The 20,086-nt window shown below is 70.8% G+C and carries 13 protein-coding genes; 3 read left to right on the plus strand and 10 right to left on the minus strand.

All coding sequences use genetic code 11. From position 1 onward, the window contains the following. The 4 genes from ACWDRW_RS08910 to ACWDRW_RS08925 all read right to left on the minus strand — a co-directional run. Positions 1-212, minus strand: a 212-nt coding sequence (locus ACWDRW_RS08910) for a flavodoxin-dependent (E)-4-hydroxy-3-methylbut-2-enyl-diphosphate synthase (protein WP_451721616.1), incomplete at its 3' end; no start/stop codon positions are given. Positions 213-403: 191 nt separating this feature from the next. After that, a complete protein-coding gene (locus ACWDRW_RS08915; protein ID WP_451721808.1) occupies positions 404-1,696 on the minus strand; it encodes a M50 family metallopeptidase in 1,293 nt (430 codons plus the stop codon). Positions 1,697-1,704: 8 nt separating this feature from the next. Beyond that, entirely contained in the window at positions 1,705-3,138 is a 1,434-nt protein-coding gene (gene dxr, locus ACWDRW_RS08920; RefSeq protein ID WP_451721617.1) for a 1-deoxy-D-xylulose-5-phosphate reductoisomerase, read from the minus strand. 87 nt (positions 3,139-3,225) lie between these two features. After that, positions 3,226-5,157, minus strand: a complete 1,932-nt coding sequence (locus tag ACWDRW_RS08925; protein WP_451721618.1) for an acyl-CoA dehydrogenase family protein — start codon at positions 5,155-5,157, stop codon at positions 3,226-3,228. 269 nt (positions 5,158-5,426) lie between these two features. On the opposite strand from ACWDRW_RS08925, the gene ACWDRW_RS08930 reads away from it, so the two are divergent. Continuing rightward, positions 5,427-6,434, plus strand: coding sequence for a LacI family DNA-binding transcriptional regulator (locus ACWDRW_RS08930; protein WP_451721619.1), 1,008 nt, complete (start codon positions 5,427-5,429; stop codon positions 6,432-6,434). A gap of 65 nt (positions 6,435-6,499) precedes the next feature. Further along, positions 6,500-8,542 carry a glycoside hydrolase family 31 protein gene (locus tag ACWDRW_RS08935; protein WP_451721620.1) on the plus strand — a complete coding sequence of 681 codons (2,043 nt, stop codon included), beginning with the start codon at positions 6,500-6,502 and terminating at the stop codon, positions 8,540-8,542. Positions 8,543-8,590: 48 nt separating this feature from the next. On the opposite strand, the gene ACWDRW_RS08940 is transcribed toward ACWDRW_RS08935, so the two are convergent. From ACWDRW_RS08940 to ACWDRW_RS08960, 5 genes are read right to left on the minus strand one after another with little or no spacing between them, the layout of a single operon-like run. Beyond that, complete coding sequence (locus ACWDRW_RS08940) at positions 8,591-9,310, minus strand: glycoside hydrolase family 12 protein (RefSeq protein WP_451721621.1); 720 nt, start codon at positions 9,308-9,310, stop codon at positions 8,591-8,593. 35 nt (positions 9,311-9,345) lie between these two features. Further along, entirely contained in the window at positions 9,346-11,541 is a 2,196-nt protein-coding gene (locus ACWDRW_RS08945) for a glycosyl hydrolase family 95 catalytic domain-containing protein (protein ID WP_451721622.1), read from the minus strand. Further along, the gene (locus tag ACWDRW_RS08950) at positions 11,525-12,466 is read right to left on the minus strand and encodes a carbohydrate ABC transporter permease (protein WP_451721623.1); all 942 of its coding nucleotides are present in this window, start codon (positions 12,464-12,466) and stop codon (positions 11,525-11,527) included. The genes ACWDRW_RS08945 and ACWDRW_RS08950 overlap by 17 nt, the downstream gene beginning before the upstream one ends. Then, entirely contained in the window at positions 12,463-13,497 is a 1,035-nt protein-coding gene (locus ACWDRW_RS08955) for an ABC transporter permease (RefSeq protein WP_451721624.1), read from the minus strand. The genes ACWDRW_RS08950 and ACWDRW_RS08955 overlap by 4 nt, the downstream gene beginning before the upstream one ends. A 26-nt stretch (positions 13,498-13,523) precedes the next feature. Further along, positions 13,524-15,215 carry an extracellular solute-binding protein gene (locus ACWDRW_RS08960; RefSeq protein WP_451721625.1) on the minus strand — a complete coding sequence of 564 codons (1,692 nt, stop codon included), beginning with the start codon at positions 15,213-15,215 and terminating at the stop codon, positions 13,524-13,526. 328 nt (positions 15,216-15,543) lie between these two features. Here ACWDRW_RS08960 and ACWDRW_RS08965 point away from each other — a divergent pair, with 328 nt between their 5' ends. Then, positions 15,544-18,369 carry a glycoside hydrolase family 3 C-terminal domain-containing protein gene (locus tag ACWDRW_RS08965; protein ID WP_451721626.1) on the plus strand — a complete coding sequence of 942 codons (2,826 nt, stop codon included), beginning with the start codon at positions 15,544-15,546 and terminating at the stop codon, positions 18,367-18,369. Positions 18,370-18,622: 253 nt separating this feature from the next. Here the strand turns inward: ACWDRW_RS08965 and ACWDRW_RS08970 are convergent, their stop codons facing one another. Continuing rightward, a complete protein-coding gene (locus ACWDRW_RS08970; protein WP_451721809.1) occupies positions 18,623-20,068 on the minus strand; it encodes an aldehyde dehydrogenase family protein in 1,446 nt (481 codons plus the stop codon). Positions 20,069-20,086 lie beyond the last annotated feature (18 nt).

A 20,086-nucleotide genomic window follows, 5' to 3' on the forward strand; every position in this document is an offset into this window, starting at 1 on the left:
GCGACCCGGACGATCTGGCAGCCGGACGCCGTCAGCTCGGCGATCTGCTGGAGGGTCGCGCCGATGTCCGACGTACGGGTCGTGGTCATCGACTGGACGGAGACCGGGGCGTCGCCGCCCACCGCGACCGTGCCCACCTGGATCTGCCGGCTCTTCCGACGCTCGGCAACCCTGGTCGGAACGGACGGCATGCCGAGAGAAATCGCAGTCATCTGCTGTGCAACCCCAAGTCGTGGATCAAGGTCCGGTCCCGTCAGCGCCGGGCTCCAGGCTTCGAGATTACGGCACGGGCGATCGTCGAAGCACATCCCGTCGGCAAACCCACCGATTGCGTGACGGCCGGGAACCCATGGTCCCCGGCCGTCGAAAACGCCGTGTGCCCGCTGCGGTGAACTCCGTACGACTAGGAGATTCTCACCGGGTTGACCACGTCCGCGATCAACACGAGCAGGGTGAAGCAGACGAAGATCCCGGCCACCACGTAGGCCACCGGCATCAGCTTCGCCACATCGAACGGGCCCGGGTCGGGACGGCGCAGGACCCTGGCGACGTTCCGGCGCAGCGACTCCCACATCGCGCCCGCGATGTGGCCGCCGTCGAGCGGCAGCAGCGGGAGCATGTTGAACAGGAACAGGGAGAGGTTGAAGCCCGCGACGAGCATCACCGCCATCGCCAGTTGCTGGGAGGCGGGGATGTCGAGGGTGAAGATCTCGCCGCCCACCCGGGCCGCGCCGACCACACCCATCGGTGAGTCCGCCTCGCGCTCCCCGTCGCCGAAGGTCGCGTCCCACAGGGCCGGGATCTTGCCGGGCAGGGCCGCGAGGGAGTCGACGGCGTCGCCCACCCGGTCGCCCATCCAGGTCACGGAGTCGCCGAAGTCCTGCTTGACGATGCCGGTGGCGGCGCTGAAGCCGAGGAAGCCCGCGGTGACGTACTCGCCCTGAACGATCTGGCCGCTGGAGTCCTTCTTGGCGACCTGGTTGGTGGCGATCTTCGCCGTCAGGGTGACCTGCTCGCCGCCCCGCTCGACGACGATCGGCACCTGCTTGCCGGGGTTGGCGCGGATCAGGTCGGAGAGCTTGTTCCAGTCGTCGGTGCGGACGCCGGCGAAGGAGACGATCTTGTCCCCGGCCTTCAGGCCCGCCGCGGCGGCCGGGGAGGCGGGATCGGACTTCTTGCACTCGTCGCGGTTCTCGCTCTGCGCGATCACGCACTGGGAGACCGAGCTGACGCTGGTGGTCTGCTGGGAGATGCCGAAGCCCATCAGCACGGTGAGGAACAGGCCGATGGCGAGGACCAGGTTCATGAACGGGCCCGCGAACATCACGATGACCCGCTTCCACGGCTTGCGCGTGTAGAAGAGGCGGGTCTCGTCACCCGGCTTGAGCTCCTCGAACGCGGCCTCGCGGGCGTCCTCGATCATGCCGCGCCAGGGCGACGTGGAGCGGGCCTCGAGCCGTCCGTCGGGACCGGGCGGGAACATGCCGATCATGCGGATGTAGCCGCCGAAGGGGATGGCCTTGACGCCGTACTCCGTCTCGCCCTTCTTGCGCGACCAGAGGGTCGGGCCGAAGCCGACCATGTACTGGGGCACGCGAATGCCGAAGAGCTTGGCGGTGGACAGGTGCCCCAGCTCGTGCCACGCGATCGAGAACAGCAGCCCGACGGCGAAGACCACTATGCCGAGGATGAACATCAAGGTCGTCATGCACGGGCCTCCGCCGTCTGTGCCGCCAGTTCCCGGGCCCGGGTGCGCGCCCAGGTCTCCGCTTCGAGGACGTCCGCGACGGTGAGTGAGGTTCCCGTCACCGGGGTGCCGTGCTCCTGCACCACGCGGGTGACGGTCTCCATGATCCCGTTGAACGGCAGCGCGCCGGCCCGGAAGGCGTCGACGCACTCCTCGTTGGCGGCATTGAACACCGCCGGGGCCGTGCCCGCGAGCTCGCCCACGTGCCGCGCGAGGTTCACCGAGGGGAACGCCTCGTTGTCGAGCGGGAAGAACTCCCACGTCGAGGCCTTGCTCCAGTCGAAGGCGGGCGCCGCGTCCGGGACGCGCTCGGGCCAGCCCAGACCGATGGCGATCGGCCCGCGCATGTCGGGGGGCGTCGCCTGGGCCATCGTGGAACCGTCCGTGAACTCGACCATCGAGTGGACATACGACTGGGGATGCACGACCACCTCAATGCGGTCGAAGGGAATGTCGTAGAGGAGGTGCGCCTCGATGACCTCCAGGCCCTTGTTGACGAGGGTCGCGGAGTTGATCGTGATCACCGGACCCATGGCCCAGGTGGGGTGGGCGAGGGCGTCCTCGACGGTGACGTGCGCCAGCTGTTCCTTCGTCCGGCCGCGGAAGGGGCCGCCGGAGGCGGTCACGACGAGTTTGCGCACGTCCGCGCGCGTGCCCGCGGCGAGCGCCTGGAACAGCGCCGCGTGCTCGGAGTCGACCGGGATGATCTGGCCGGGCTTGGCGAGGGCCTTGACCAGCGGGCCGCCCACGATGAGCGACTCCTTGTTCGCGAGCGCGAGGGTGCGGCCGGCCTCCAGGGCGGCGAGGGTCGGGGCGAGGCCGATGGAGCCGGTGATGCCGTTCAGCACGGTGTGGCACTCGGAGCCGGCGACCTGGGTGGCCGCGTCGGGCCCGGCGAGGATCTCGGGCAGCGGCTCTCCGGCGCCGTACAGACCGCTGAGCGCCTCGCGCAGATCGGGTACGACGTCCTCGCGGGCGACCGCGACCGTGCGGACCTTCAGCCGGTGGGCCTGCTCGGCGAGGAGGGCGACGCGGCCGCCGTTGGCGGAGAGCGCGGTGACCCGGAAGCGGCCGGGGTTGCGCAGCACGAGGTCGATGGCCTGGGTGCCGATCGACCCGGTGGAGCCGAGGATCACCACGTCCTTGGGACCGTCTCCCGCGACGGGGTCGTAGACCAGGTGCGGGTCGGCGAGGGCGCGGGCCGGAAGCCCCGTCGTCCGCCCGGAGGGCGGGGCCTGCGGCGCCAGGCGCGTGCTCTCGGGGTGCCGGGCGCTGACCCTCGTACTGGATGTACTTGGGTCGGTGCCCGGTGCGCCGAGAGTGCGTGCATGGCGTCGCGGGGCAGACGGGGCTTCCGGCCCGCGCCCTCGGGGGGCTGGAGAGTCGCTCATGCTCCCATTGTTGCCGCAACGCATGTCCGGAAGGACAGGGCGTCCCCCTCGCGTCGGTGGCGAGGGGAACACCCTGTCGGTCACCGCTCAGCGGATCGGGCGGTGGACGTTCTCCCGTTGGCTCGGGCCGGGGGTGGTGTCGGCGATCCAGGGGCCGTCGCCGGAGGGGTCGACGATGCCCTCCTCCAGCCAGGTGTAGGTGCCGGACATGACGCCCTTGACGACCTTGCCGTCGAGGTCGTCGGTGTTGCTCCACAGGCGGCCGAAGAGCTCCTCGACGCGCAGGCGGGACTGCCGGCAGAAGGCGTCGGCGAGCTGATAGGCCTCGCGGCCGTGTTCGCCCTGGGAGCGCAGGTGCTCGGCGCGGACGACGACCGCGCTCATCGCGAACAGCTCCGCGCCGATGTCGACGATCCGGCCCAGGAAGCCCTGCTTGCTCTCCATTCGGCCCTGCCAGCGGGACATGGCGTAGAAGGTGGAGCGGGCGAGCTTGCGGGAGGTGCGCTCGACGTAGCGCAGATGCGTGGAGAGGTCGACTCCGTGCTTGAAGTCGCCGTACGAGTAGGGCAGTTGCCCCTGACCCGCGACCAGTTTCGGCAGCCACTTGGCGTAGAACACGCCCGCGTTCGCGCCCGCCTTCGCCTTGTCCTGGAGGGACTTGTCGGGGTCGATGAGGTCGCCGGCGACCGAGAGGTGGGCGTCGACTGCCTCCCGGGCGATGAGGAGATGCATGATCTCCGTCGAGCCCTCGAAGATGCGGTTGATGCGCAGATCGCGCAGGATCTGCTCGGCGGGGACCGCCTTCTCGCCGCGCGCCCCGAGCGACTCGGCCGTCTCGAAGCCGCGCCCGCCGCGGATCTGGACGAGTTCGTCGGCCATCTTCCAGGCCATCTCGGAGGCGTACAGCTTGGCGAGGGCGCCCTCGATCCGGATGTCGTTGCGGTCCTCGTCGGCCATCTGCGAGGACAGGTCGAGGACGGCCTCCAGGGCGAAGGTGGTCGCCGCGATGAAGGAGATCTTGGAACCGACGGCCTCGTGGTGGGCGAGCGGCTTGCCCCACTGCTCGCGCGCCGCCGACCACTCACGGGCGATCTTCAGACACCACTTGCCCGCCGCCACGCAGGACGCGGGCAGCGACAGGCGTCCGGTGTTCAGCGTGGTGAGCGCGATCTTCAGGCCGGCGCCCTCCGGGCCGATGCGGTTGGCCGCCGGGACGCGGACCTGGTGGAAGCGGGTGACGCCGTTCTCGATGCCGCGCAGGCCCATGAAGGCGTTGCGGTGCTCGACGGTGACACCGGGCGAGTTGGTCTCCACGACGAAGGCCGTGATGCCGCCCTTGTGGCCCTCGGACTTCGGCACCCGGGCCATGACGACGAGGAGGTCGGCAACCACTCCATTGGTGGTCCACAGTTTCACCCCGTCGAGGACGTAGTCGTCCCCGTCCGGCACCGCGGAGGCGGCGAGGCGTGCCGGGTCCGAGCCGACGTCCGGCTCGGTGAGCAGGAAGGCGGAGATGTCGGTGCGGGCGCAGCGCGGCAGGAACCGCTCCTTCTGCTCGTCCGTGCCGAACAGCTTGAGCGGCTGGGGGACGCCGATCGACTGGTGGGCGGAGAGCAGCACGCCGATCGCGGGGGAGGCGGAGCCGGCCAGGGCGAGGGCCTTGTTGTAGTACACCTGGGTGAGGCCGAGGCCGCCGTACCTGGTGTCGATCTTCATGCCGAAGGCGCCGAGCTCCTTGAGGCCGCCCACGACCTCGTCGGGGATGCGGGCCTCGCGCTCGATCAGGGCGCCGTCGACCTTCGTCTCGATGAAGTCGCGCAGCTTGGCGAGGAACTCCTCGCCGCGCTGGGCGGCCTCGTCGGTCGGCATGGGGTGGGGATGGATGAGGTCGAGGCGGAAGCGGCCGAGGAACAGTTCCTTGGCGAAGCTCGGCTTGCGCCAGTCCTGCTCACGGGCCGCCTCCGCCACCTGGCGGGCCTCACGTTCGGTGACGGTGGGTTTGACGGGTGTTGCGGACATGAGGACCACCTCGCCGCGAATCGGGATCATGGGCCGTTTGGTTACCGACGGGTTCTACCCGATCGTATGTACCCGATTCCGGGTCACCCCACCACCCCGCGCGCGGCCGTTCGGCCGATCCTGATGGAATTGCGCGGGGGAGATTGACTGTCGAAGCGCTTCGACAGCCTATGGACACCCACCCCCGCTACAGCTACTGTCGAACCACCCTCACCCGCCCCTGTTCATCGTGCGCTCTGTCGAAGCGCTTCACAAAGCTTGGAGAGCGGATGGTCACCCTCGCCGAGGTCGCCCAGCACGCCGGAGTCTCGGCGAGCACGGTGAGCTATGTCCTCAGCGGCAAGCGGTCCATCTCCCAGTCCACCCGGCAGCGGGTCGAGCAGAGCATCCGCGTGCTCGGCTACCACCCGAACGCGGGGGCCCGGGCGCTGGCCAGCAGCAGGTCGAACATCATCGCGCTGATGATCCCGCTGCGCACCGACATGTACGTGCCGGTGATGATGGAGATCGCCATCGCGGTGGCCACGACCGCGCGCACGCACGGCTACGACGTCCTGCTGCTCACCGGCGAGGAGGGCCCCGACGCCGTGCGCCGGGTCACCGGCAGCGGGCTCGCCGACGCGATGATCCTCATGGACGTCGAACTCGACGACGAGCGGCTGCCGTTGCTGCGCGACACCGACCAGCCCTCCGTGCTCATCGGACTGCCCGCCGACACCTCCGGGCTGACCTGCGTCGACCTGGACTTCCGGGCCACCGGCGCGCTGTGTCTGCAGCATCTGGCGACGCTCGGGCACCGGGACATCGCTGTCATCGGCGAGGCCCCCGCGGTCTACGAACGCCACACCGGCTTCGCCGAGCGCACCCTGGACGGACTGCGCTCGCGCGCCCAGGAGCTGGGCGTACGGCTGCTGCACCGGCCGTGCGAGGGCGGCTACGACGCCATGGCCGTCACCCTCGCCCGCGTCTTCGACGAACGCCCGGGCACCACCGGGTTCGTCGTGCAGAACGAGGCGGCGGTGGAGCCGCTGCTCGCGCTGCTGCGCCAGCAGGGCCGTGCCGTGCCCGAGGACGTGTCGGTGGTCGCGATCTGCCCGGACCAGGTCGCCACCCAGGCCTCGGTGCGGCTGACCTCCGTGTCCATCCCGGCCCAGGAGATGGGACGGCGGGCCGTGGAACACCTGGTCGCCAAGCTGGACGGGCGGGGCGAGGCCGAAGTCGTCCTTATCGCACCCGAGTTGACGGTCCGGGCGAGCTCGGGACCGGCCGCTTCCTGATCAGTACGCCCCGTGCGGCCCCCGCGGGGGCGGCTTCCCCCTGTCATCGTTCAGGAGTACGCCTCGTGAATCAGCCTGCCGGAACCCAAGCCAAGGTCAGCCTGGCGCAGTCCTCCCCCACCGTCGGCATGTTCCGCGAGCGGGACGGGGCGTTGGAGTGGAGCGGGCGTCAGGAGACCGTCCGCGTCGAACCCTGGGGGCCGGACGCGGTGCGGGTGCGGGCCCGGCTCGGCGGCCCGGTCCTCGACGGCCTCCCGGGGGCCCTGCTGGACGAGGCTCCCGCCACCCCCTCCACGGTCAAGATCGAGGACGGCCGGGGACGGCTGACCGTCGGATCGCTGACCGTTGACATCGATGCCGAGGGCCGGCTCCGCTTCCTGCGCACGGGGGACGGCGGGGAGCTGCTCGCCGAGGAGCGCGCGCACTTCTGGTGGCCGGGTCCGCGGCTGTACACGGCCGTCGGGGGCGGCCACCACCGCCTGGAGCAGCGCTTCGCCGCCTACGACGACGAGCGGCTGTACGGCCTCGGCCAGCACCAGCACGGCCGCCTGGACCAGAAGGGCCTGGTGCTGGACCTGGTCCAGCGCAACGCCGAGGTCGGCATCCCGGTGCTCGTCTCCAGCCGCGGCTACACGCTGCTGTGGAACAACCCGGCAATCGGCCGCGTGGAGCTGGCGCACAACGGCACGCGATGGGTGGCGGACTCGGCCCGGCAGATCGACTACTGGATCACCGCGGGCGACCCGGCCGACGCCCAGCGCCGCTACAGCGCGGTGACCGGCCGTACGCCGATGCTGCCCGCGTGGGCGGCCGGTTTCTGGCAGTGCAAGCTGCGCTACCGCACCCAGGACGAACTCCTCGCCGTGGCCCGGGAGTACAAGCGGCGGGGCCTGCCCCTGGACGCGATCGTCTGCGACTTCTTCCACTGGACGCACCTCGGCGAGTGGAAGTTCGACCCGAAGGAGTGGCCGGACCCGGGGGCGATGGTCCGGGAGCTGACCGAGCTGGGTGTGAAGCTGGTGGTCAGCGTCTGGCCCTCGGTGTCCCCGCTGTCCGAGAACCACTCGCTGATGGAGCAGCGCGGCCACTTCATCGGCACCCAGTACGGTCCGATGGCGCACGCCGACTGGCCGGACAAGGAGGTGGCCTCCACCGTGCAGGTCGCGTTCTACGACGCCACGAACCCCGACGCCCGGGAGTTCGTGTGGTCCCGGGTGAAGGCCAACTACTTCGACCCGTACGGCATCACGGCCTTCTGGCTGGACGCCTGCGAGCCGGAGCTGAAGCCCGGCTTCCCGGAGAACCTGCGGTACTGGGCCGGCCCGGGTCTGGAGGTCGGCAACCTCTACCCGGCGGAGAACTCCCGCACCTTCCACGAGGGCCTGACCGCGGCGGGCGAGACCGAGATCGTGACCCTGAACCGCTCGGCGTGGGCGGGCAGTCAGCGCTACGGCGCCGCCCTGTGGTCCGGTGACATCGGCACCGACTTCCCCACCCTGCGCCGCCAGATCGCGGCGGGGCTCAACACCGCCCTCTCCGGCATCCCTTGGTGGAACACCGACATCGGCGGCTTCCACGGCGGCGATCCCGAGGACCCCGCCTACCGCGAGGTCATGGTCCGCTGGTTCCAGTTCGGCGCGCTGTCCCCCTTGATGCGCCTGCACGGCTTCCGCGACCCCGGTATGCCGCTGGGCCCGGACATGACCGGCGGCCCCAACGAGGTCTGGTCGTACGGCGAGGAGGCCGGCGCGATCCTGGAGCGGTACCTGCGGCTGCGCGAGCGGCTGAAGCCGTACGTGCTCCACGTCATGCGGGAGGCGCACGAGGAGGGGCTGCCGGTGATGCGGCCGCTGTTCCTGGAGTTCCCCGAGGACCCGGCGTGCTGGTCCGTCGACGACGCCTACCTCTTCGGCCGGGATCTGCTGGTCGCACCGGTGCTGACGGCGGGGGCCACGGCCCGGACGGTGCGTCTCCCGGCGGGCGCGCGCTGGACGGACGCGTGGACCGGGCAGACCTACGAGGGCGGTGCCCGCGTGACGGTCGACGCGCCGCTGGACCGGATCCCGCTGTTCCTGCGGGACGAAGCGCGGCTGCCGATCGCGGAATGACGTGTGCGGCCGGTCCCGTAGGGGAGGGACCGGCCGCACCTCACCTGGTCAACTGCTGCTGACCGTCAGGTTGTTGGTGACGAAGTCCAGGCCGCCGGAGGACGAGGTGATCTCGTAGCCGAACTGGACGTCCCCGATGGTCTCGCCGCTCGACATCCAGCCCTTGGTGTTCGATATCCAGGTGAGGATCGGCTTGATGTTCACCGTGCCGGAGCTGGAGTCCGAGGTCCGCAGGAACGAGAAGACCTCGTTGGCGCCGTTGTCGCCCTTGTAGACGTTCCAGGTGTGCCCGCCGAGCGTCACCGAGCCCTGGGAGGTGCCGAGCGGGCCGACGGCGCCGTTGTGGTTGACCCACAGCATGATCTCGTAGTCGTAGTCCGTGTCCCAGATGTCGTACGACGTGTTGTAGGCGCCGGACGACGGGACGGTGACGTTGTAGCTGCTGGTCAGCGAGGCGAGGGAGGTGATCGTCCGGTTGACCACCTTCTTGCTGTTCGGGTACGACTTGATGCCCCCGGTGTTGGGGTGGTTGGCCCAGACGCCCCAGTTGGTGCCGGAGTTGGCCCAGACGCACTGGCTGCCCGCGCCGGAGCCCCAGATGTTGTTGTAGAGCGTGTAGCCGTTCAGGGTCGTGTTGCCCCACTGGTCGCAGGAGCTCCAGACGGCGGCGTGGGCGGGGGCGGAGGCGAGGCCGACGGTGGCGCCCAGGGCGAGCGCCGGGGCCAGCAGGGCCTTGGTGAGGCGGCCGAGCGTGCGGGTTGTTGCCATGGTGTCCCTTCCATGGGTGGGGGGAGTGCGGGGAGCTACCACGTCCCCGGGGCGAGGACGTGGTCTTCTCCGGCGACGAGGTCGAGCGGTCTCGTGCCGGTGGAAGTCCTGAGCTCGACGCGGACGGAGCGGCTGGGGTGGATCACCGCGGTCGCCCCCGCCGGGGCCCAGTCGAGGTCGACCACCGCCCCGAACCGGGTACGGACTCCCCGGAGTTCGCCTTGGGGGTACGCCCGTGGCAGCGCGGGCAGCAGAACGAGCCGGGCGGGGGTCGACTGGACGAGGGCCTCGATCAGCACGGCGGGCAGGGCGTGGGCCGCGTCCGCGTTGTAGACGTCGCGGTTCGGGTAGTGCGCGCTCATCAGGGAGGCGTGGAAGAAGTCGCCGTCCAGGACCTGGCCGAGGGCGTGGGCGACGCGTTCGCCGTCGCGCAGGCGGGCCGCGACGAGGGCGTGGTGCAGGTGGCCGTGGGCGGAGTCGTTCTCGGGTCCCCGCAGTTCGAGGGCGCGGTGGGCGGCGCCGGCGAGGTCGGGGGTGTCGTAGGGGTTGATCTCGTCGAGCGGCCAGACGCCGTAGAGGTGGCTCAGGTGCCGGTGGTCGTAGCGGTCCTCCAGGCCTGGCCAGGCCCATTCGGCCAGGGCGCCCCGGTCGTTGACGCGGTGCGGGGGAAGCCGGTCGGCGAGGGCGCGCCAGGGGTGTGCGTGCTCGGGGTGGTACTCGGCGGCGGTGCGCAGGGCGTGCCGGGCCGCGGCGAGGTCCATGGCGGCGTTCAGGGTCCCCCAGCTCGCGTGGGCGGGACGGTTCTCGGGCGAGTAGGAGGGGACGACGACCGGCCGGCCCTGGTCGTCGGTGCGGGTGAGGAAGTCCTCGTAGAACCTGGCGACTTCGGCGAGCCACGCGCCGGTCTCGGGGTCTCGCGCGCCGCGGGTCTCGTCGTGGTCGACGAGAGGCTTGAGCAGCCAGTCGGCGCCCGCGGTCCACAGGTGGAGGGGGTACTCGCGGCTGTAGTGGCAGGTGTGGCCGGACTCGCCGTCGGTGTGCGTCGGCGCGACGACGCCCCGGGCGCCGAAGATCGCGCGGGCGTTCTCCCGCCAGTGCGGCAACTGGCGGCGGATCAGCGCCGCTTGGGCCTCGGTGACCTCGGGGAGCGCCCCGGCGACGGCGGAGGCGGTCTGGAGGTTGAGGTTGGCGTTGGCGGTGAAGGCGCCGGACCAGGCGGTGTTCCACTCCCCGGTCCACAGGCCCACCAGGCGGGGTGGGCACAGGCCGCTGCTGGACAGCAGGTGGTAGCGACCGGCCGCGAAGAGGCGCTCCAGCAGGGCCGCGCTCCGGGGCCGCTTGAGCAGTTCCGAGCCGGGGAGGGCGCGCTCTTCCGGGTCGGCGGCGAGGTCAAGGGTGACGCGTTCGTAGGCGGTCCGGTGCAGGTGCGTGTGCCGGGCCAGGAGAGCCTCGTACGGCCGTTCGACGGCGGGGAGCAGTGCGCGCAGGGCGTGGCCCTCCTGGCGGACGTCGATCTCCCCTGTGTGCCGTCGGACCCGGGTGAGCAGCAGCACGGAGGCGGCGCCCTCGACGCGGAGGCCGGGTGGCACGAGCGACGGGGTGCCCCGGTCGACGACGACGAGGGTGACGCCGGTGTACGCGCGCTCGCTGTCCGGGTAGCGGGCGCGCAGGCCGAGCAGGGCGCCGTCGGGGGTGAGCAGCGCGCTGTGGCCGACGCCCAGGCGATCGGGGGCGCCGGGCAGACGGTGGTCGAGGGAGATGTCGAGGCGCGGGCCCGCCGTGGTGACCCGCTGGACGATCACGTCGTCCGCGCGGGAGACGAAGACCCGGCTGGTCCAGTCGGCGCACTCGGCGGTCGTCTCGCCGGTGGTGAAGTCGACGCGGCGGCGGTAGCCGTGGGTCTCGCCGGGAGGCCTGCGCAGTCGGGTCCGGAAGGCCGGGTGGAACGGCTGTACCCACTGGAGGGGGCGTCCGTAGGTGAAATCCTCGGCGGCGGTGGTGTCACCCGCGAGCAACCGGTCCTGGACCTCCCTGAGCCGGGCGGCCAGTTCCGGGGGACGGGCGTGCTCGCTGCCGTTGGGGCGGACGAGGGTGTGCTGGGTGACGATGACACGGTCGTCGTTCGGATCGCCGAACACAAGGGCGCCGTGATGGCCGTTGCCGCTGAGAAAAGCGTCCTCCCAGCGGGCGGCCGGGGCGGGTTCCCAGGTGCCCTCAGCCCTTGACCGCACCGGTGAGCATGCCCTTCTTGAAGTGCCGCTGGACGAAGGGCGACAGCACGGCCACCGGAAGCAGCGCCATCACCATGACGGCCATCTGCACGGCGAGCCCCGACAGTTGTCCCGTCTTGATGGCCTGCCCGAGACCCACCGGCGCCTCCTGCTTCTGCACCAGCTGGATCATCACGTTCTGCAGCGGCATCATGTCCTGGTCGTTGAGGTACAGCGAGGCGTTGAACCACGCGCTCCAGTAGCCGACCGCGTAGAACAGCGTGATCACCGCGATGACGGCCCGGGACAGCGGCATGACGATCTGCCAAAGGATCCGGACATCGCCCGCGCCGTCGATCCGCGCGCTGTCGGTCAGCTCCTGCGAGATCCCCATGAAGAACCCGCGCAGCACCAGGATGTTGAAGACGCTGATGGCGCTCGGCAGGATCAGCGCGAGATAGCTGTCGGTCAGTCCGAGGGTCTGCACCAGCAGATACGTCGGGATCAGACCGGCGCTGAAGAACATCGTCGCCAGCAGGGTCATCAGGATCCAGCGGTGGCCGAGCGACCCGCTGCGGGACAGCCCGTACGCGCACAGCACGGACACCGTCATCGAGAACGCCGTACCGACCAGGGTGACCAGCACGCTGATGATCGCCGCCCGGGTGACCTGCCCGCCGCTCAGCAGCTCCTGATAGGCGATGAAGGTGACGTCCTGGGGGATCATCACGAGACCACCGGCCTCGTCGATGGTCTCGCGGGAGGAGAGGCTGGTGACGACGACGATCCACAGCGGGAAGAGGATCGCGAGGCAGGCGATCCCGAGCACCAGCGCCTTGCCCGCCAGGCCGGCCTTCGTCGGCTCCTCCTCCCAGACGGGCCGGGGCGGGGCGGCCCAGAGGCGCCGTACCGGCCGCTCCGCCGGCTTCTCCATGACCGCGGTCATTTCTTGTACACCCCCTGCTCGCCCATCAGATGGGCCACCTTGTTCGCGGCGAGGACGAGTCCGATGCTGATGACGCCCTTGACGAGCCCGGCGGCGGCCGCGTAGCCGAAGTCCTGGTTGCGGACGCCGTTCCACCACACGAAGGTGTCGAGCACTTCCGCCGCGCCCGGTCCCACGGCGTCGCGTTGCAGCAGGATCTGCTCGAAGCCGACGGTCAGCGCGTCGCCGACGCGCAGCACCAGCAGCAACGCGATCACCGGCCGCAGCGCGGGCAGGGTGACGTGCCACATCCGGCGCCAGCGGTTCGCGCCGTCCATCGCGGCGGCCTCGTACAGGTCGGGGCTGACCGCGGCCAGCGCGGCGAGGAAGACGATGATCCCCCAGCCCGCGTCCTTCCACACGGCCTGCGCGGTGACCAGGAACTTGAAGGTGCTCGGGTCGGTCATGATGTCGAGCCCGTCGTACCCGTGGTCCCGCAACAGCTGGGAGAGCAGCCCGGCGCCGCCGAGCAGCTGCTGGAAGACCGCGATCACCAGCACCCACGAGAAGAAGTGCGGCAGATAGAGCACGGCCTGCGCGATCGCCCGCACCCGGGGCCTGACCACGCTGTTGATGAGCAGCGCGAGCAGGACCGGGATCGGGAAGAACAGCACGAGCTGGAGGAAGAACAGCACCAGGGTGTTCTGGACCGCCTGCCAGAACGAGGAGTCCTTGAAGATCCGCTGGAAGTTCTCCAGGCCCACCCAGGGGCTGTTCAGGATGGAGACGACGCCGTTCTCGCTGATGTAGGGGTCGTAGTCCTGGAAGGCGACCACGTTGCCGAGGATCGGCACGTAGTTGAAGAGCAGGACCAGGACGAGGGCGGGGATCGTCATCAGCAGCAGGACGCGGTCGCGTGCGAACCTGTGCCGCAGCCTCGGTCGTCCCGAGGGTGGTGTGCCGCCGGACCCGGTGACGTCGCCGGACGCCACCGGGAGCTTCTCCGTCGTGTCGGCCTCGGCCGTGCTCCGAGGCACCGTGCTGTGGGACACGGCCGTCTCCTCGCTGTGGTGCCGGGTCAGTTGGCCGCGGAGCCGTTCTCGTCGAGGATCTGCCGGTACCAGTCGCGCAGCTTGTCGCCGCCCTTGCTCTTCCAGTCGGAGACCGCCTGCTGCATGTCACCGACCTTCTTGCGGCCGCGGACGATGTCGTCCTCCAGCTGCTCGAAGTCGTTGGAGAGATTGGTGTAGCGGCTCGGTTCGGTGATCTGCATGCCGTAGAAGGAGGACTTCCTGGTGAAGGCGCCCATCCGCTGCTGCCACTCGACCTGGCCCTTGGCGACCTCGGGGAAGTCGGGGTGGGCGATGGTCGCGGCCGGGCTCGCCACCATGACGTAGGCGTTCAGCACGTCGATGTTGCCCTGGTCGGTCTTGGTGGGGACGCCGTCCTTGACGGTGTAGTGGGTCCCCTCCACGCCGTAGTTGGTCATCATGTACTCCTTGGTGCCGTACGGCGCCGCGGTGACGTTGGCGACGGCGAGCACCTCGCGGACGACCGACTCGGAGGCCTTCTTGTTGACGAAGGCGAAGATCCCGGCGGGCTGTTCGGCCCACATCGTGGGGTTGCCGCCGTCGTGGCCCCAGACGTCCATGCCCCAGATCTTGAAGTCCGGGTTCTGGGCGGCCTGTTCGGCGGTACGGCTCCACCATTGCGAGATGTTGTTCGGGTAGATGAGGAACTGGCCCGAGGCGAACTTGGGTCCGGGGTCGGGGGCGTTCTTGCCCATCTCGGAGTCGGGGTGGACGACCCCGGCGGCGAAGAGCTTGCGGGACCACTCCAGCGCCTCGAGGTACTCGTCGGTCTCGATGCGGTTGATCAGCCTGCCGTCGACCATGTTCCAGCCGAGCGGCTTCTCGCTGCCCGAGAGGACCCCGAAGGCCTGGAAGGCGGTCCACTTCATGTCCAGACACGCCCAGCGCTTGGCCTTGGCGTTGGTGATGTCCTTGGCCAGCGCGAGGAACTCGGCGCAGGACGTGGGGACTTCGTAGCCCTCCGCGTCGAAGATGTCCTGGCGGTACAGGGGCACCATGCTGGGGGCCCAGGGCGCCGGCATCGGCAGACCGCGCAGCTTGCCGCCGAAGATGGAGCGCTGCCAGGCGTCCGTGGGGATCGCCGCGAGGTTCGGGTACTCCTTGACGGCGTCACCGGAGAGGTAGGGGCCGAGGTCGGCGAACTTGCTGACGATGGCGCTGGGTATCTTGCCGCCCATGTTCCAGCCGGGGACCACCACGACGTCCGGGATGTCACTGGAGGCGAGAACCGCGCCGAGCTTCTGGTCGTAGGTGTTGCCGTCCTGGTTCCGCCAGACGACCTCGACGCCGATGAGGTCGTTCATCGCCTTGTAGTAGGCGTTGTCGCCCTTGGGCGGGGAGCCCCAGAACGGCGACATGACGGTGACCTTGCCGCCCTTGCCGAATTTCTTGGGCACGGAGGTCTTGAGCGTGGCCAGGTCCAGCTTGCTGGTGAAGCCGACCGCCGAGCCGTTCTTGGCGGCGATGTCCGGCACGACGACATGGCCGGCGACGTAGGCCGGCAGGATCTTCTCGGCGTCCTTGCCCGAGGTGGTGCCTTCGCGCGAGCCGTTGTCCGAGCCGCCGCACGCGGCGAGCAGCGGCATTCCGCCCGCCACCGCTGCGGCGGCGACCGCCGAGGAGGCGAGGAAGCTTCTCCGGCTGGGTGCGGAGGCTGCGGAGGAGGCGTTCGGCGTCATTGCGTCAACCCTTCGTGGCGCACCTGGACACCCGGCGGTGGGCCGTCGGCTGCGGTGTCGTAAGTGGAACTGGCCGAGCTGAAGCGAGGCTTCGACGATCCACCGTGTCGAAGCGCTTCGAAGTTGCTGCGAGGTTAAGTGAACACCGGGGGGTGCACAAGGGCCGCCCCCAAGATTCCTCGAAGGTGTGCGCGGACGCCGGGACTCCCACGCCACTTGAAAATGTCGACTCGGAAGTGGTGCACGTCTTGACACCCGGGCCCGCGTCGAATGAGCATCGAAGCGCTTCGAAAGCGCCGCCGTCGCTGCCATCGCAAGGGATCCCCACGTGACCTCACCCACGCCGCCCGCGCCTCCGTTCCGTGATCCGCGACTGCCGGTCGCGAAGCGCGTCGACGACCTGCTGGCGCGGCTCACCCTCGACGAGAAGACGGCGTTCCTGCACCAGTTCGCCCCCGCCGTCGAGCGGCTCGGCATGGCCGCCTTCCGCACCGGACAGGAGGCGCTGCACGGCGTGGCCTGGATGGGCCCGGCGACGGTCTTCCCGCAGGCGGTCGGGCTCGGCGCGACCTGGAACCCCGAGCTGGTGCGCCGGATCGGCGAGGCGGTGTCCCGGGAGACCCGCGCGATGCGCGCCCGCGACGAGCGCGTCGGCCTGAACGTGTGGTCGCCCACCGTCAATCTGCTGCGCCACCCGCTGTGGGGGCGGGGCGAGGAGGGCTACTCCGAGGACCCGAAGCTGACCTCGGCCATCGCCACCGCGTACACCTGGGGTCTGCGCGGCGACCATCCGAGGTACTGGCGCACCGCGCCGGTGCTCAAGCACTGGCTGGCCCACAACAACGAGACGAACCGTGACACCTCGTCCTCCTCGGTCCGCCCGCGCGTGCTGCACGAGTACGACCTGCGCGCGTTCCGCGAGACGGTCGAGGCGGGCGCGGTGGCCGGGGTGATGCCCGCGTACAACCTGGTCAACGGCCGCCCCAACCACGTGTCGCCGTATCTGCGCGAGCAGTTGCGCACCTGGACCGAGGAGGACCTGCTGGTCTGCTCGGACGCGGGCGCTCCCTCCAACCTGGTCGACTCCGAGCACTACTTCGACACCCACGAGGAGGCGACGGCCGCCGCGCTCCGGGCGGGCGTCGACAGCTTCACGGACCACGGCACGGACAGCTCGAAGATCGTCGGGCGGGCGAGGAGGGCCTACGAGCAGGGGCTGTTGACCAAGGCCGACATCGACACGGCGGTCCGGCGCCAGCTGTCGGTCCGGTTCCGGCTCGGCGAGTTCGATTCCGGCGCGTACGACGAGCCGGGCGCCTTCGACACCCCCGAACACCGCGCCCTCGCCCAGGAGGCGGCCGAGCAGGCGGTTGTGCTGCTCCGCAACGACGGGGTGCTGCCGCTGGCCCCGGGCAGCCGGATCGCGGTGGTGGGCCTGCTCGCCGACGAGTGCAAGCTCGACTGGTACAGCGGCACCCTCCTCCATCGCTCCACCCCGCTGGAGGGCCTGTACGAGCGGTTCGGCGCTGAGCGCGTCGAGTTCGCGGAGGGCGTGGACCGGGTCCTGCTGAGGACTTCGGCGGGCCGGTTCCTGTACGCCCCCGCCGCCGACGCCGCCGACGAGGTGCGCGGCGCGGAGGGCGCCCTGGACCCGGCGCTGCTCGCGGGGCGGACCGATCTGCCGCCCCTGACCGCGGAGACCGTCGGCACCGAACTGGCGCTGGTGGACTGGGGCGAGGGGGTGCTGACCCTGCGCGCTCCGGACGGCCGCTACCTCTCGGTCGCCGAGGACGGCTATGTCCGCGCCGCCGCCGACCAGCCCGGCGGCTGGGTGGTCCAGGAGACCTTCCGGCTGGAACCGCACGGCAGGGGACACCTCCTCCGGCACATCGGTACGGGTCGTCATGTCTCGGTCGCCGCCGACGGCGTGAAGGTTGCCGAGGCGGATCCGGAGGTCTTCGAGCTGGTCGTGGTCGAGCGCGGCGAGGAGGCGGTGGCCCGGGCGGCGGCGGGCGCGGACGTGGTGCTGGTGGTCGCGGGCAACGACCCGCACATCAACGGGCGCGAGACCGAGGACCGTACGACCCTCGCGCTCCCCGTCCACCAGGACCGCCTGCTGCGCGCGGCGCGCGCCACCAACCCGCGCACCGTGCTGGCGCTGGTCTCGGCCTACCCGTACGCCGTCGAACCGGGCTCCCTGGCGGCCGTGCTCTGGACGGCCCACGGCGGACAGGCCGCCGGCACCGCGCTGGCCCGGATCCTGGCCGGTGACGTCTCCCCCGCCGGGCGCCTCCCGCAGACCTGGTACGCGAGCGACGCCGACCTGCCGGACCTTCTCGACTACGACGTGATCGGCGGCCGCCAGACGTACCTGTACTTCGAGGGCACCCCTCTCTACCCCTTCGGGCACGGCCTGTCGTACGCGTCCTTCTCGTACGGCGACCTCGCCGCGCGGCCGACGCCGGACGGGGTGCGCGTGGCGTTCACGGTGACCAACACGGGCGACCGGCCGGCCGACGAGGTGGCCCAGGTCTACACCCGGGCCGTGGACCCGTCGGTGCCGCGCCCGCGCCGTGAGCTGGTGGCCCATCGCCGGGTCACGCTGGCCCCGGGCGAGCGCGTCGAGCTGACCTTCGAACTCCCGCTGAGGTGCTTCGAGTTCTGGGACGTGGCGCACGGCCGCCCGCACGTCGACCCCGGTCCGTACGACGTCCTGGCGGGCGGCTCCAGCGAGGACATACGGCTGCGGACGACGGTGATCCTCGACGGAGCGCCCGTGCCGCCGCGAGCGGTCCGGGAACAGGGCCTGGACGCGGCGGACTTCGACGAGCAGAGCGGCGTCGCGATCGTCGACCGCGCGAGGGCGAGGGGCGACGCGGTGACCCCGGCCGGGGACCGAGCGGGCGAACTGCTCTACACCACCTGCGACTTCGGATCGGGCGTCACCCGGGTGACGGCGACGGTGGCGGGCACGGGAACCGTGGAGGTGTCACTGGACGGCGGCCCGGCGCGGGCGGTGCTGACGGCGGAGGCCGAGGGCGGCCCCTACGACTACACCGAGCTGACCGGACAGTTCACGGCCGAGGGCATCCACGACGTCCACCTCGGACTGCGCGGCCCGCTGCGGCTCGCGCACGTCGGCTTCTCCGGTTGAGGGTCCGGACCAGGCCGACGTACAGGAAGGGGCCCGGCGCCGGAAGGCATCGGCGCCGGGCCCCTTCGGGGACGACGATCGCGTCACCGCCAGCTTATATGAAAACGGTTCCCATTAACCAGGGGTTGCGCCGGGAAGTTCCCGTGCCGTCGAGTTCCCCCATGCGCTGGGTCATGGCCCGCGGTACGGCGACGGCCGCAGCCCCCGCACAGTGGGCTGCGGCCGTGCCTCCGACCTGTCCGTGGCAGGTCGGTCAGAGGGCGAGGCCGGTGAGGACCAGGACTCGCTCGTAGGTGTAGTCGTCCATCGCGAACTTCACGCCCTCGCGGCCCACACCGGACTGCTTGGCGCCGCCGTACGGCATCTGGTCCGCGCGGTAGGAGGGCACGTCGCCGACGACCACGCCGCCCACCTCCAGCGCGCGGTGGGCGCGGAAGGCGGCCTGAAGGTCGTGAGTGAACACGCCCGCCTGGAGGCCGTACTTGGAGTCGTTGACCGCGGCGAACGCCTCGGCCTCGCCGTCGACCTTCTGCACCGACAGCACCGGGCCGAAGACCTCCTCGCACGCCAGGGTCGCGCCGGCGGGCAGGTCGGTCAGGACGGTCGGCGCGTAGGAGGCGCCGTCGCGCTTGCCGCCCGCGAGCAGCGTGGCGCCCGCCTCGACGGCCTCCTGGACCCACGCCTCGACGCGCTTGGCCGCGTCCTCGCTGACCAGCGGGCCGACGTCGGTCTTGTCGTCGGAGGGGTCACCGGTGACCTGGGCCTCGACGGCGGCGACGATCCGCGGCAGCAGCCGGTCGTAGACGGAGGCGTCGGCGATCACGCGCTGCACGGAGATGCAGGACTGGCCGCCCTGGTAGTTGGAGAAGGTCGCGATCCGGGTCGCGGCCCAGTCCAGGTCCTCCTCGCTCGCCCAGTCACCGAGCACGACCGCCGCGCCGTTGCCGCCCAGCTCCAGGGTGCAGTGCTTGCGGGGCACCGAGTCCATGATGGCGTAGCCGACCTTCTCGGAGCCGGTGAAGGAGATCACCGGCAGCCGCTCGTCCTGGACGAGGGCGGGCATCCTGTCGTTGGCGACCGGCAGGATCGACCAGGAACCGGCGGGCAGGTCCGTCTCGGCGAGCAGGTCGCCGATGATCAGGCCGGAGAGCGGGGTGGCCGGGGCCGGCTTGAGGATGATCGGCGCACCGGCGGCGATCGCGGGGGCGACCTTGTGGGCGCACAGGTTCAGCGGGAAGTTGAACGGCGCGATGCCGAGCACGACGCCCTTCGGGAAGCGCCGGGTCAGCGCCAGCCGGCCCTGGCCGCCGAGGTCGGTGTCGAGGCGCTGTGCCTCGCCGCCGTTGAAGCGGCGGGCCTCTTCGGCGGCGAAGCGGAACACGGACACCGCGCGGCCGACCTCGCCGCGGGCCCACTTGATCGGCTTGCCGTTCTCGGCGGAGATCAGCTGGGCGATCTCCTCGGTGCGCTCGACGAGCCGGCGGCTGACGTGGTCCAGGGCGGCGGCCCGTACGTGCGCCGGGGTGGCGGCGAACTCGTCCCGCACGGCGTACGCGGCGGCCACGGCCTTCTCGACCTGCGCGTCGGTCGGCACGCTCACCTTGCCGACGACCCGGCCGTCCCACGGAGAGGTGACATCGAAGGTGTCCTCGCCGGTGACCTGGCGGCCGGCGAGCCAGAAGGCGTGGGTGGCCCCCACATTCGTTTCCTGGGGCAT

This window comes from Streptomyces sp. NPDC003635 (genome assembly GCF_053587635.1).

Bases quoted from the DNA above. Each gene is read 5' to 3' on its own strand.
- ACWDRW_RS08930 (WP_451721619.1), top strand. From the start codon at position 5,427: ATGGTCACCCTCGCCGAGGTCGCCCAGCACGCCGGAGTCTCGGCGAGC.
- ACWDRW_RS08960 (WP_451721625.1), bottom strand. From the start codon at position 15,215: ATGACGCCGAACGCCTCCTCCGCAGCCTCCGCACCCAGCCGGAGAAGC.
- ACWDRW_RS08940 (WP_451721621.1), bottom strand. From the start codon at position 9,310: ATGGCAACAACCCGCACGCTCGGCCGCCTCACCAAGGCCCTGCTGGCC.
- ACWDRW_RS08925 (WP_451721618.1), bottom strand. From the start codon at position 5,157: ATGTCCGCAACACCCGTCAAACCCACCGTCACCGAACGTGAGGCCCGC.
- ACWDRW_RS08915 (WP_451721808.1), bottom strand. From the start codon at position 1,696: ATGTTCATCCTCGGCATAGTGGTCTTCGCCGTCGGGCTGCTGTTCTCG.
- ACWDRW_RS08950 (WP_451721623.1), bottom strand. From the start codon at position 12,466: ATGACCGCGGTCATGGAGAAGCCGGCGGAGCGGCCGGTACGGCGCCTC.
- dxr (WP_451721617.1), bottom strand. From the start codon at position 3,138: ATGAGCGACTCTCCAGCCCCCCGAGGGCGCGGGCCGGAAGCCCCGTCT.